Source organism: Streptomyces sp. MGP-BFMKR1 (assembly GCF_057766585.1).
This window is the reverse complement of sequence record NZ_CM173408.1, coordinates 3,237,571-3,250,840: the sequence shown is the minus strand read 5'-3', so window position 1 is coordinate 3,250,840 and position 13,270 is coordinate 3,237,571. Positions and strand designations below refer to the sequence as shown.

General features: G+C 69.9%; 11 protein-coding genes. All 11 read right to left on the bottom strand.

Annotation, left to right across the window (positions count from 1 at the left end):
• Positions 1-107: 107 nt before the first annotated feature.
• The 11 genes from AC3CHW_RS12175 to traB all read right to left on the bottom strand — a co-directional run bounded on the left by AC3CHW_RS12175 (position 108) and on the right by traB (position 13,267).
• Positions 108-1,046, bottom strand: coding sequence for an aminoglycoside phosphotransferase family protein (locus AC3CHW_RS12175; protein ID WP_488470459.1), 939 nt, complete (start codon positions 1,044-1,046; stop codon positions 108-110).
• A 353-nt stretch (positions 1,047-1,399) separates the two neighbouring features.
• Positions 1,400-3,049, bottom strand: coding sequence for a penicillin-binding transpeptidase domain-containing protein (locus AC3CHW_RS12170; protein WP_488470458.1), 1,650 nt, complete (start codon positions 3,047-3,049; stop codon positions 1,400-1,402).
• Between the two features lie 176 nt (positions 3,050-3,225).
• Positions 3,226-4,221 (bottom strand): SRA domain-containing endonuclease, encoded by a 996-nt coding sequence (locus AC3CHW_RS12165; protein WP_488470457.1) that lies wholly within the window; start codon positions 4,219-4,221, stop codon positions 3,226-3,228.
• A 270-nt stretch (positions 4,222-4,491) separates the two neighbouring features.
• On the bottom strand, positions 4,492-4,980 hold the full coding sequence (locus tag AC3CHW_RS12160) for an isochorismatase family protein (RefSeq protein ID WP_488470456.1): 489 nt from the start codon (positions 4,978-4,980) through the stop codon (positions 4,492-4,494).
• 226 nt (positions 4,981-5,206) lie between these two features.
• On the bottom strand, positions 5,207-6,466 hold the full coding sequence (locus AC3CHW_RS12155) for a tyrosine-type recombinase/integrase (protein WP_488470455.1): 1,260 nt from the start codon (positions 6,464-6,466) through the stop codon (positions 5,207-5,209).
• Positions 6,467-6,548: 82 nt separating this feature from the next.
• Entirely contained in the window at positions 6,549-6,785 is a 237-nt protein-coding gene (locus AC3CHW_RS12150; protein ID WP_488470454.1) for a helix-turn-helix domain-containing protein, read from the bottom strand.
• A 452-nt stretch (positions 6,786-7,237) separates the two neighbouring features.
• A complete protein-coding gene (locus AC3CHW_RS12145) occupies positions 7,238-8,710 on the bottom strand; it encodes an ATP-binding protein (RefSeq protein WP_488470453.1) in 1,473 nt (490 codons plus the stop codon).
• A gap of 3 nt (positions 8,711-8,713) precedes the next feature.
• Complete coding sequence (locus AC3CHW_RS12140) at positions 8,714-9,622, bottom strand: bifunctional DNA primase/polymerase (protein WP_488470452.1); 909 nt, start codon at positions 9,620-9,622, stop codon at positions 8,714-8,716.
• A 222-nt stretch (positions 9,623-9,844) separates the two neighbouring features.
• Positions 9,845-10,555: an exonuclease domain-containing protein gene (locus tag AC3CHW_RS12135; RefSeq protein WP_488470451.1), complete on the bottom strand. Its 711-nt coding sequence runs from the start codon at positions 10,553-10,555 to the stop codon at positions 9,845-9,847.
• A gap of 17 nt (positions 10,556-10,572) precedes the next feature.
• The gene (locus AC3CHW_RS12130; protein WP_488470450.1) at positions 10,573-11,016 is read right to left on the bottom strand and encodes a hypothetical protein; all 444 of its coding nucleotides are present in this window, start codon (positions 11,014-11,016) and stop codon (positions 10,573-10,575) included.
• Positions 11,017-11,188: 172 nt separating this feature from the next.
• Positions 11,189-13,267, bottom strand: coding sequence for a plasmid transfer protein TraB (traB, locus tag AC3CHW_RS12125; RefSeq protein ID WP_488470449.1), 2,079 nt, complete (start codon positions 13,265-13,267; stop codon positions 11,189-11,191).
• Positions 13,268-13,270: the final 3 nt, after the last annotated feature.

The following is a 13,270-nucleotide window of genomic DNA, read 5'->3' as shown; positions in this document are numbered from 1 at the left end:
GCTGCCGGGCCCTGGGCCGTACGACTGCGTTCGGTCGTATGGCTACGCGGCGTACGACTCCGGTCGGTCGTACGGCGCGGCGTACGACTCCGGCGAGCGCCCCGGTGCTACGTGCCGTCGGTGAACAGCTCCGCCACGTGCTCCGCGAGGTGTACGACCTGGTCCCGATCCGGCCCGCTCCGGGCCACGGTGTACCCGTGCCGGCGGCCCCAGAACGCGGCGCGCACGGCGTGTAGTTGGGCCCAGCGCCGCACACGTACCCGGTCCAGCTCGGCCGCCTCCGCGAAGACCTCCACCGCCCGACGGAGGCCCCCGGCCAGATCACCGCCGGACTCGACGAGCGGTACCGCGCACGACGTCAGCAGCGCACCGGAGTCGTACGCCGGGTCCCCCACGTACCCCTTGGGGTCGATGGCCAGCCAGGGTTCGCGGTCGGCCCGCAGGATGTTGCGGGCGTGCAGGTCGCCGTGGACGAGGGTCTCCGGCTGGTCGGGGCCCAGCTCGCGGAGGGTCGCGGCGGCGGCGTCCAGGACGCGGGGCGACATGCCGTGCGGCAACTCGGCGGCGTCCGCCCGGAGCTCCGGCTCCCACTCCGCGACCCGGTCCCGCAGCCGCGGCAGGCCGGCGGGCGCCGGGACGGCCAGCCGGCGGCTGAGCTGACCAGCGGTCGCCGCGACCTCGTCGCCATCCGTGACACCGGCCAGCGTCTCCGGATGGGCCCGCTCCAACAGCATCGCGAAGTGCTCGTCGTCGCGCTCGTGCAGGAGCACCGCCCCGCGCCCGCCCCACACCGCGAACGCGTCCGGCTCGTGAACGTTGCCCGGGTGCGGAAACGACACCTTGACCACGGCCGGCGCCGCGTCCCGCCGCCGCACCACCGGTACGACGATCCCCACCGCCCCGTGCCCCACGTCCCCGTCCAACACGCACTCCCAGCGGCCCAGCAACTGGTCGGTCAGAGCCGGTAGTTGCTCGACCCACGCCGCCCCGGCCGCGCCCTCGCGCTCGATGGTGGTCCGCCTGAACTGCTCCGGTACCTCGATCATTCGGGCACAGTACGCGCCACGTCGCGCGCGCTGTCGAGTAACCCCCCGGCCAGGCTTCGGGGCGGTCTCGGGTAGGCGCCGGGGCAGGTGCCGGGCTGGCTTTCGGCCTCGCCGGCGGGGCGGGTGACGAGGTTACGGGGGTCGGCCAGGGCGCTGCGGCGGGGCCGGAACCGGGGTGGCGGGGGCTCGGGAGAGGGGCGGAGGGGCCGGGCCCGGGGTAGCGACAGTTCGGAGATGGCTGGCGGTGACGACGGACGGCGCGGGGGCCGAGCCCCCGCGCCGTCAGGTGTCATCTGTCGGAGTGGTCGTCGCGGGCCTCGGGCCCGCCCGGCATCCCCCCGCCTCGCGTCGGGTCAGCCCGCGCGCAGTAGCGAGGCCACGATCGGGCCGGCCGCCTCGCCGCCATGGCCACCCTGCTGGACCACGGCCGCCGCGGCCACGTCACCGCGGTACGCCGTGAACCAGCCGTTGGGCTTCTTCTGGCCGTCCACCTCGGCCGAACCCGTCTTCGCCCCGATGTCCCCGGACAGGCCCGACATCGCCTGCGCACCGGTGCCCGCCGTCGCCGTGAGCTTCATCAGCGACTTGAGCTGCTTGACCGTGTCGGGCTTCATCGCGCGCGGGGCCTTGGCCAGCGTGCGGTTGTCCAGGCTCGGGGCCACCAGGTACGGCTGGCGGAACGTGCCGGTGCTCGCGGTCGCCGACACCGAGGCCATCGTCAGCGGGTTCATCCGCACCCCGCCCTGGCCGATCAGCGACGCCGCCTTGCTCGCGTCCTGCTGCACCGGGACCGCGCCGTCGAACGTCGGCACGCCCGTCTGCCAGTTGAGCCCGATCCCGAAGACGTCCCGCGCCTCCTTCGTCAACGCGTCGTCCGACACCTTGGAAGCCTGGGTGATGAAGGCCGTGTTGCAGGAACGGGCGAAGCTCTGATCGAAGGTGCCGCCCTTGATCTCGAACTTGTCGAGGTTCTGGAACTTCCAGCCACCGTACGAGGCGAACTTCGGGCACGGGTGCTGCTTCCCCGTACCCGCCAGCCCCTTGTCGATGAGCAGCGCCGACGAGACGACCTTCATCGTGGAACCGGGCGCCAGCGAGCCCTGGAGCGCGGTGTTGAAACCCTCGGCCGGCGAGTTGGCGAGCGCCAGCACCTCACCCGTACTCGGCTTGATCACCACGGCCGACGACTTCGGCTTCTTCGCCACCTGCTGCTCGGCGACCCGCTGCAACCCCGCGTCCAACGTCGTACGCAACGTGCCCGGCGTCCCCTTGGACAGCACCTTCAGCGTCTCGTCCGGCGTCTTCCCCGCCCGATCGACGTACAGCTCCACGCCCGCCGTGCCGCCCGCCTTGGCCCCGTACTTGTCACGCAGCCCGGACAGCACCACCTTGAGCGTGGGGTGCTCGGCGGGGACCAACTCCTTGCCGTTCCGATCCACGGCCTTGATCGGCGGCTTCTTCGCCGGCCCGGTACGCACCGTGTCCCCGGTCCGCAACGTCGGGAAGACCACCGAGGGCTTCCAGTCCACGCGCGCCTCGCCCGTCCCCGCGTCGCGCACCACGGTCAGCGCGGAGTCGTACGCCCACGTCGCCCGCTGCTCCGCGTGCGTGATCTCCGCCGAGACGCGGAACGGCGCCTTGGCACCGGTCGGCGTACCCGGCGTCAACGTGACCTTGTTGACGCGCGCCTGCTTGCGGTAGCCGTCCAACGCGGCGCGGGCGGCCTTCTCGTCGCTGGTGAGCGCGGCGGCCTCGGCCGCGTCCCCCCGACCCCAGGCCGCGAGGAAGTCCCCCACGGTCTTCCGCACCTCGGCATCGCTCGGCGGGCCGGTCTTCACCGGGGCCTTCGACTTCGCCGCGCCGTCGGTCTTCGCGCTGGTGACCGTACCGTCGCCGGCGGAGTCGCCATCGTCCGAGGTCAGGCTGTACGCGCCGTACCCGGCCGCGCCGACCATTGCCACGAATACCCCACCGATGACGGCGGCCTTCGCACCCTTGCGCATTCGAGAACCCCCACAGTTCCTCAGCCCCCTCGTCAGTTGCTGAAGGGGGCGGCGCGGGGCACTCTACCGGCACTCTTCGTAAGCCTTTGCCCGCCCTCCGTCGCTTTCGGGCTGGTCGCCGTCGCTGAGGCGCGCCGTGGGGGCGCGTCGAGCGGGGCACGTCACAGGGGGAGCCGTCAGGTGGCCGTGACGAACTCGTCCGTCTCACCCACGCGGTAGACCAGGCCCACACCGTGGTCCGCGAGGAGTTCCACCAGGTCCGCGTCGGGCAGCCCGGGCAACAGGACGACCAGGGCGGGCGGCACGTCCGGCTCGGCGTCGGTGCGGACGTAGCGGCCGTAGTCCAGGAGTTGACCCAGCGCCATCCGTACCGACTCGCGCCTGGTGCTGCCCTTGACCTCGTACAACACGTGGTCGGTGGCGTCGTACAGGTCGGTGAGTAGGGTGGAGGTCTTGCCCTTGAGACGTATCTGGAACCGGCCCACCGCATGGCCCCGCGCCGTGAGCTGGGCCTCGAACGCTTCGCTCAGCTCGGCCTCGCGTCGCCGGACGGCGATGGCGGCAACGGCGGCCCGCTCCCCCTGTCGACTCTTGTTCTGCTCCGGCTCGACCATCTTGCTGGTGGTGACGTCGGCGGGGACGAGTTCCATCTCGGTGTCCTGCGCGGGCGGGATCTCGTCGCCGGCCGACCGCTGGAAGGCGCCGGTGGGGCGCAGCCGAAAGATGATGGCCCTGCGGAGCACACCGCCCTTGCCCGGGGTTTGCCGCATCACATACGGTTCGGCCGCGTCGAGCGCGAACGCCCCGACGTAGCGGTGACGCTTGGCCTTTCTACCGGGCACTGTGCCCACCGCGACGAAGAGATGCAGCGTGCGCCCCTTGTCGGCGTGGTTGAGGATGGCGGAGTTTTTCTGACCCAGCGGGCCATCGAAGACCTGGTCACTGCGGCCGGCGCCGGTGTATTCGAAGACGGGCCCGAGCTCGTCCTCCTCCCGCAACCAGCCGTCGTAATAGCCGTACTCGGCCCCGGCCTCGGCGTCCGAGAACAGCAGCACATTGGCCTTCTCGTCGGACGGGACGATGCCGCCGTACAGGCTGCCGCCCAGCACGGGTTTGATCTCCTCGCGCGTGCGGACGTCGCCGGGCTTGATCGGGAGCGCGTCGGTGGCCATGGAGGGACGGTAAACGATCCCACTGACACTCGGGTGGGGCGCCGGCTGTCGTCGCTGGCGCTCCGTCACGCGCGCCGGGCCTGGGCGTGGACAGCGACTTCGGGACGGACACGGCGTGGATCGCCGATTCCACCCCGGTGCCGTGCGGCATGTCGCCTCCGACGGTGCGGGACGGGCATGCCGATCATGTGGGCACTGGCCGCTGTATCTGGCACAACAACAAGATCGGCGCACCAGTCACCCGGTCACTGATCGCCCACGACCACTGATTCAGGTATAGGCCGCCGTGTCGCGCACTTCACCGAACCGGGGAAAGATCTTTTCCACGGTGAGGTCGTGTTCGTCAGCAGCGAAGCCGGACATCGCGTCGGCGACGAACTCCAACTCGTAGCCGTGGTCGCTTGCGGCCCGCGCGGTGGACTCGACCCCCATCGTGGTAACCAGCCCGGCGAGTACCAGCGTGTCCACGCCCAGATCGCGCAACTGGTTGTGCAGGTCGGTGCCATGGAACGCACCGACGGTCCGCTTGACGACCACGATGTCGCTGGGCTGGACCAGACCGACAGCGAAGCCGCTGCCTGGTGGCTGCTCGGTTGTGTTCGGCCTCTCCACCCGAACCAGCACCACCGGGCGATCGCTCGCCCTGAACACCTCAGCCAACCGACGGCAGCGCGTCAGCACCTCTTCGCCGGAGTGCGGGGCGAGGGGCAGGGCGATGATGCGTGGCATCAGGTCGATGAGGATCAGCGCGGAGGTCACGGAGTCGATGGTAAGCCAGGGTCCGAGGCCGCATCGTTCAGATGTGCGAACAGGTGAGCGCTTCGGACTCGTTGGTCTAGATCCACGTATCCAGCCACATCCGGTCCCGCCACGCCTCCAGCGGGATGGCCTGGCCGGTGTAGATCGGGAAGAAGTAGATGAAGTTCGCTCCGGCCCGGCCATACAGTCTCTGACCTGCCTGTATGGCCGGATCGCGGGGCCGCGTCTACGTGTGGGCCGTCTGTGGGCCGTGATCTTGGTTAGGGCGACCGTACAGCCCCTCGACTGCGCGGCGAGTGCGCTCCTCGCTGCTAGGCATCAAGTGTGTGTACGTCCGGAGCGTGAAGCCGGGGTCCGAATGCCCGAGGTAGCGACTCAGCGCCTTGATGCTCTCTCCAGCGTCCAGCAGCACTGAGGCGTAGAAGTGCCTCAGCGCATGCATACCGTGTTCGCGAGCGGCATCGTATCGCTGACCTTTTTCCGGCTTTGGAATTAGGCCGGCTGATGCGAGTGCGGGTTTCCACATGAAGTCGTTGAAGTAGCTGGCGCGCACGTGTAGCCCTCCTGTGCCGCTGAAATAGAGTCGGCGGGTGCGCGGCTCCCCATTCACTGTCCTCCATGGGAGAGTCACGGCTATCGGAGGGTAGGTCTCAGTGTGAACCTGGAGTGCCTTCGCGACGGGTTGAGAAAGGGGGACCTTACGCGTTTTGCCGCCCTTAGGTGGCGCGAAAACGAAACGCCCACCAAGCCGCTTGATCTGGTAGCTAACCGTCAGCCAGCCCTTAGCGAAATCGGCTTGCCCGATACCCAGTCCGAAAATTTCCCCCTGTCTGAGCCCGCACCCGGCGCCCAGGTCCACGGCCGCGCGGAAGCGCTCGGGGAGCGCGCTCTGTACTGCGAATGTCTGCTCTGCGGTCCACGGGATGATTTCGTCATCACTGGACTTCGGCATCTGAACTGATTTGGCCTTGAATGGATTTCGGGCAATGAGCCCGTCATCTACTGCGGCATTGAATACGGCTGAAACCGTAGCGGCGATGGCTCGTCGATGAGAATCATTGGGAACCGTTCTTTTCAAGCTCGCAAGCCATTCGCGAATATGCTCCGGCTTGAAAGCCCCCAGGGGGCGCCTGCCTAGAGAAGGATAGGCGTGCAGCCTCAGACGTCTTTCGGCCCCCGCGCCGCTGTTAACTTCCCCGGAGTGCGAGTCGGACCAGCGTTCGCCGTACTGTTGAAAAGTGGTTCGCCCTGCCTTCGGGTCGATGTATTGACCGCTTTCCATGTCGGCAGAGATTTTGTCAAGCCATTTCTCGGCGCGGCGCTTCTGTCGGTCAGGGAAGCTCTGAGACGTCTCCGAGCCATCGGGGCCGACGTACCGCGCGCGGTAGCGCATGCCGGTGCCGTGGCGGTCGGTCTTTACGCGGCGGGGTTTGCCGTCAGGGCTGATTTCGGTTTTGAACCAGCGGTCTTGGACGTGGCCTGCCATGGGGTGTTGTGCTCCCTGGTCGCGCGCGGGGCGGGGGTGGCCGTGGTCGGCCGCCCCCGCTCTGCGGGTTCTGGTGTTGTGGCTACGCGGCGTCTTCGATCGCGCGCTCGGTGACCCAGCGGTGAACGGCAGCCGGGTCGTACCGCAGGTGCTTGCCGACCCGGAAGCCGGGCGGTCCGGTGCGCTTCTTGCGCCACTGGTAGACGGTCTCCAGCGGGACGTCGAAGAGTTCGGCGACGTCGATCGGGGTGAGATAGCGGTCCGGCAGTCCGGCGCGGAGGGTGGCGCGAGGATCTGACCGAACGGGGGCGGTGGGCACGACGGGTCCTTCCTGCGCTGACGGGCGTCCGGGCTTCCCGTCGCTCGTGTGTGTCCGAGGTGTGGATTTCTGCGTCACCACGTCATGCGCGTCACGTGTGGCTCTGACCTGCGGGTATGCGGTGACGCAGGATGGCCGGGTGTGTCACAGGGCAGGGGGGCGGTCCGTCACGCGTGACGCGGGTGACGCGGGGTGTCGCAGGCGCCGGGTGTCTGCGTCACGGGTTGCGCCGCAGGTCCGACCCGGTTTCTGGGTCGGTGGTGACGCGGGTGACGCAGCGTCTCTTCCCTTAGGAAAAACACGAGTGGTGTCTGTAGTAGTGCCGCGCGGCTCAGCGCGTGAAGAAGGAGCCGCTTCGCGGCGCGTCTTGTGCAGCGGCGCGAAGCGCCGGACAAGCAAGAGGAGCACGCGGGGCCGGGTGCTCCTCTTGCTTGTTCAGGACCGTGGCGTGGTCAGAACGCCGGTTCCTGCTGGTGCGGGGGCTGGTCGGCGCGGGTCATCTCGATGTAGCGGCCAGCGCGGGTGCGGCCCCAGTCGATGAGGACGCCACGGGCGGCGAGAGTGGGTTGGAGGCGCTTGAGGCGGTCGGAGAGCACCTTGCCGGTGGTCGGCCAGCCTTTGGGTAGGGGTCGGCATTCCTCGCCGCTGTGGAGGGTGCTGAGGCAGTGCAGCCACTCAGAGGAGGTCATACGGGCTTCCACACCCGCGTCCAGCCCAGCCGCGTACTTCAACACCGTCTGGGCCAGCAGGTCGCCCTCGATCACGTCGTCGTTGAGGTCGTCCAGGCTGGCCCGGTAGGCGGCCAGAGCCCCCAGTCCGGTCGCGGTGTCGAACTGGGCGCACAGGTGCGCGAAGTCCGCCATACGCAAGTCGGTGGGAGTCTCCGCCTCAGCCGCGCGGACCTTGACCGTGAGGTCGAGCAAAGACCCCAGGATGACGGGCAGAGCCTCAGCGAACTCCGCCCACAGCTCCGCTTCACGGCGCCGCACACGCGGGCGCTCCAGGCGCAGCGGGAGAAGGCGTTCGGCGAGGTCGGGCCGGATGACACCGACGTCGATGCCGGTCAGCAGCATCGGGCGGCGGTAGCGGGAGCGGACCACGTCCCCGTCGGTGAACAGGGCGCGTTTGATGCTCTCGGCGCCGGTGACGATGCAGCACATGAGGTCGGACATGTCCGGGGGCAGGTGGGAGAGGTTGTCCAGCGCGGTGACCCATCCGGCGGCCACGGCCGTGATCAGGTTCTCCTCGTCCTTCGGGGCGCGGCGTAGGTCGCCGCTCATGCCCTCGATGATCCGCACCAGCATCCGCCCAGCCGTGGACTTCCCCGCACCTTGAGGGCCGGTGAGGAACGGAGCGGGCACGGGCACGGACGGCTCCAGGCAACCGATCAGCCAGGCAATGGTCAGGCATTCGGTCTCGGCGCTGGCGAAGTTGGTCAACCGCAGCAGCAGGTCGATGCCCTTGCCGTCGGTGTCGCGGGCGGGCAGAGGGAGTTCACCGGTGAGCTGGGTGCGGCGCCAGCACACTTCCTGCGGGTCGGGGGTGCGGATCTCCCAGCCGGTGGGGTGGATGCGCACCGACTGCCCGTCGGTGCGCCCCAGGTCCAGCCATGTGGCCCCATCGAATCCGGGGGCAACGCGGATGTGGGCCGGTTGCACGGACTCGGACAATGCCAGTGCTTCGATCAAGTCCAACGCCTCCTTGAGGGCGGTGCCGTTGAATACGCCGCGCCCGTCCTTGAACAGGCCGACCATGAGTTCTTGGCGGTGGCTTCCGGTGGTGCCTTGGGAGCGGATCGGGCGGGCCACGGGGTGCCCGTTGTGCTGCGCGTATACGGTTCCGTCGGCGGTGCGGAAGTACCGGAAGTGCGTCTGTGCGTAGTCGGTGATGACCTCGCGGGCGGGGTTCTTGTCGTCCTCGGCCACGGGTTACAGCCCCAACGTGGCGCGGGCGTTGGTCCACGCGTCCGTGCAGTGGCGCGGGGACTCGCCCTTGGTCTGCGCGGCGGTGAACAGCCGCGTGACGTGCGTGTCGGTGAGGCAGCCGCACCGGCCGTGAGTGGAGAGCACCGCGAGGAACGCCCGGTAGACCGTGGCATGGACCGCGCTGCGAGCGGCCGTGATCTGCTCCACGGCCATGGTGATGCCACGTTCCAGGTAGGCGGGGGTGCGATGCGGGCACCGCCCACCACCGGCGTGTGCCAACCCAGTGACGACGTGGGGCGCCGGCCGGGCCGGGCGAGGCGTCTTGACGGTCAGCGCGCGCACGGCATCCGGCAGAGGAACCACCGTGCCGGTGCCGTGGCCACGCCACCGGGCGTAGGCCATCAGACTCTTGATGTCCACCCCCGGCCGGACCGCGTTGGAAGAGCGCATGGTGCCCTGGTAGATCCAGTGCTCACCACGCGTCGTGGCGACCGTGAGCGTCGGTGGCAGGCTCTCCTGGGCCCAGGCGATGGCGGCCGAGTCGTCCAGGTCCACCACGGTCAACCCAGCCCCACCGGGGTGATAGGCGACGGCTACGGCGGTGCGCCAGGCACGGGCCCAGTCGCGGGAAGTCAGGGTGGCGGGGTCGGTGGTGGCCGCGGCCCAGGCGTGGCACGGTCGGGGGCACTGGCACGGACCTGCGGAGAGCATGTTCGGCCGCTCTCCGCACGCGCCCCGGGCGCACCGGGGGCAGTTGGCCACGGGGGCTTTACCGTCCCCGCCGTGGCGCAGGGGCAGCACGGGCAGGCCACGGGCCGCGAGCGCGAGCGCGGTACTCAGGGGGTTGTCAGTGGCCAACGGCGGGCGGGGTGGGTGGTCCGCTACTCGCGGGGTGGGGGCAGTTTGGGTCATGCTGGGGGCCTCCAGACTCGGAAGGGTCTTGGTGGAGGGGCGGCCCCGTTCTTTGGCGAGATGTGGGGGCCGCCCCGTTTTGCTGAGTTGGGTAAAGAGCTGGAATGGGCGCTGTAACGTCGCAGGTCGGGAAGTGAGCCCCGCGCGAGCGGGGGTGGCCCGACCCCGACGAGCGGCGACGACGCCATCGGCGGGTGAGCCCCGCGCGAGCGGGGTTGACGTTCAGGGCACGAGTGGCCAGGTGCCGTTGACCGTTGCGTTGGGGTCGGTGCGCCGCAGGTGTGCCTGTAGGCCCGCTGCTTGTTCTGCTGCCCATGTCTGCTGGCGGGTGTGGAGTTCGGCGAGCGGGATGGCGGCGAGGCTGGGGTGGACGCGGGGCAGGCGCCAGGCCAGGCGTGCAGCGGCCAGTGCGTCTTCGGTGGCGTTGTTGGGGCCGTCGTGGCGGACGCGGTAGTGAGTGCACAGCGCGGGCAGGGTGCGGCGTCCGGCGCGGTAGCGCTCAACGTGCTTGTCGAGAACGGCCGGGTCGATGACCGGCGCTACCTCGTTCAGGAAGGTGGCGCCTGTGCGGGTGCATTCGCGGGCGAGCACGGTGAGTGCGTACGGGGCCCGGAAGACGACCAGCGGAAACCCCGCTTCCAGCGGCTCGGCCAGCGCGTTGATGATCTCGGTGAGTGCTTCGGCCGAGGGCCGGCCGTTGGTGCGGGCCTGGTCGGTGGTGATGCCGTGGATGGCGGTGGCCTCGGTGGGGATCTCAACGCCGGGGTCTATGAGCCACGTCGTGGTTTCGGGCGAGGCGCCTCCTCCGACGGTGGCTATGGCGGCGGAGACGATGCGGGCGGTGTCGGGGTCGATGCCGGTGGTTTCGAGGTCTAACGCCAGCATGGGTCCGTCCGGCCAGGTGGGGGCGTGGGGGTGTTCGGTGGTGCTCATGGGTGGTGTCCTTTGGCTCAGGTGTGGAAGTGGTTGCGTTTGATGACGGCTTTGCGGATGTTGACCGTGGTGCCGCTGCGAGCGGGGCGGTGGTGGAGGATTTGGGCGGCGATCCAGCCGCCGAAGATGACGGCGGCCAGGATGATGAGCTGCTGTATGAGCGCGGCCAGGGCGGCGATGAACGTGGTGAGCAGGACCAGTCCGCCGCAGATGGCGCCGAACCCGATTCCGCCGAGCGCGACGTTGACCGCGGTGCGGGAGATGACCGGCCGCGGCTCAACGGGCGCCGGAACCGGCGCCGGGTGCGGGGTGAGGGTGTAGCCGGTGACGATGCGGCCGTCGGGGAGTTGGACGCTGGAGAGGGCCGGTGCCGTGGCGGGTTGGATGGGCGCCAGGGGCGCGGGGTGGGGAGGGAGTGGGACGGGGTGGTGGATGACGGCCGGGGGCCGTTCGTGGTTCATGGCGAGTCTCCGTTTTCGACCGGTGTGGGCCCGCGCCGAAGATGCGCGCGGGCCCACAGGGATCGGAGTGTTAGGCGAGGCGTGAGGGGTGTTACGGGGCGGTGTGAGGCCCGCGTAACAGCGCGTTTGCCTAGGGGTTTGGGTGTTAGGCCGGCGTAACGCGTTACGGGTGTTACGCCGCTGTGAGGGCGGGCAGGATGCGCCAGCGGCCCGTGGTGTTCGTCGGCTCCAGACGCCCATCCAGGGCGGCTTCCTTGAGGCGCAGGGAGACCCAGGAGCGCGAGAGCTGGTGCTCATCGCACCAGTCCATGAAGTCCTTGGGGCCGACGATCATTCGGCCCTCGGCTTCGAACTGGGCGAGCGCGTCGGCGAACAGGCGCCGGGCCTCTTCCGGGCTCGGTCGGCGCCCGGCCGGGGTGCCGAAGATCGGGGAGTCGTCCCCGGGTTCGGGTGCGGCGAGGTCGGCTTCGGGGTCGATGCCGGCGTCGTCCGGGTCGTAGTGCGGCTCGGGGCCCATCTCGTCCTCTTCCGCGAAGCCCGCCCCGCCATCGGACGGGCCGGAGCCGGCCGAGCCGGTGTGGGTGTTGGGGGTGGGGTTGGTGGTGGTGCGGCCGGTGTAGGCGCGGCCGGCGACGCTGGCCGCGGCGCGGGCGGTGATGGGGTCGGCGCTGGCGCCGTTGCGCTGGGCCCAGGTGGCCAGCAGTTCCATGACCGCGATCGCGCGGGTGGTGAAGCGGCGGGTACGACCCGGGGAGGGGTAACGATCCTCCGCGATGCCCGGGGAAACGATGTAGCAGTACCCGGGCCTGCGGTTGCCCCACGCCCCCGGATGTGCGCCAGCGTCGATGACCGACTCCGGCAGCGAGAACCCTTCGTCGCGCGGGTCGCAGCCTAGGGCGATCACGGAGGGGAGGGAGGCGCGGGTGCTGGTGGACATCTGGTCGTAGGAGGGGCGTTGGAGCGAGACGACCAGGCTGATGCCGGCCGAGCGTGCTTCTTGGGCGATGCCGGTGAACACGTCGTCGCCCAGAGCGCGCAGGGTGTTGGCGGCCTCTTCCATCCAGGCCACCAGGAACGGCATCCCCGCACACCCACACGCCCGCCCGTCCCCACGGCAGGAGTGCTCGGGATCGGTCTGGGGCTGTGCACACTGCGGGAGCCATTGGCGGTAACCGTGGGCGCCCAGCCAGCGCGTGCGCTCAGGAATGGCGGCTTTGACGGCTTCGATCAGGACTTCGGTGTCCGTGCCGCCTTCCACGCCCCAGTCCAGGCCGGGGCGGAGTGGGGCGAAGTCCTGGAACGCCTTGGGGTCGGAGAACCAGACGATCACATCCCGGCGGGAGAGGATCTCCGTCAGCAGGTTGAGTGCGGTGTCGCCCTTGCCGGAGCCGGTGCCGCCCGCGATCAGCAGGTGAGTGGAGTTGCGCCCGGCCTCCGGATCACCCGGCAACCAGATCAACAACGGCGCCCCATCGTCATACCGCCCCAGGTCCAGCGGTTCGGTGATGGAGCCGCCCAGGTTGGAGGGGCCTTCCCACTCCACCACCTGGGAGAGCATGTCTTCGGGGACGATGACCAACTCCCCGCGGCGCTCGGAGGAGGGGTCGGGGGTGTAGCGCACGGCGTTCTTCGGCAGGTCCAGCGCCGATGCCAGGCGGGCCAGGGCCTTGGTGACGTCGTCGTTGGTCTGCTCCCCCGGCTCCAGCAGCACGGGTGCGGTGACGCGGTTCGGCTCGACCTTCGTCGCCCCGAGCTGCGCCCGCGCCAACCCCACCTTCGCCAACAGCCCCTTGTCGGAGGACTCGCCGGTTGAGTCAGTGCGGCGCATGACCAGACGCACGTTCCACGAGGCGGCCACCAACGGGCCACCGATCAGGTAGAGGTCGCCTACCGGGCTGGTGGTGGGGCCGGCCAGGCAGGCGGCGGTCAGCCACGCCGAGCCGGATGCCACAGTGATGGCCGAGTGCAGCCGGCGTTGGGCGCCGGTGGAGCGGCCCACCCACCACGTGGTGCCCGTCAGCGCGACGGAGGCCAGGGTGAGTCCGACGCCGGCCGCGGCGGAGTCCGCCCAGCGGGCGTGGCCAAGCACGCCGGCCAACCCGGTCCCGGCGACCCCCAGCCAGGGGGGAAGGTGCGGCTTGGCTCGGTGCAGCAGGTATCCCCGGACGGAGCCGCCCGTGCCCGCGTTTGTGTCACCAGGGAGAGTGAGCGGGTACGCCCGGCCACTTTGATCAGTCCATTTACGCGCCACGGT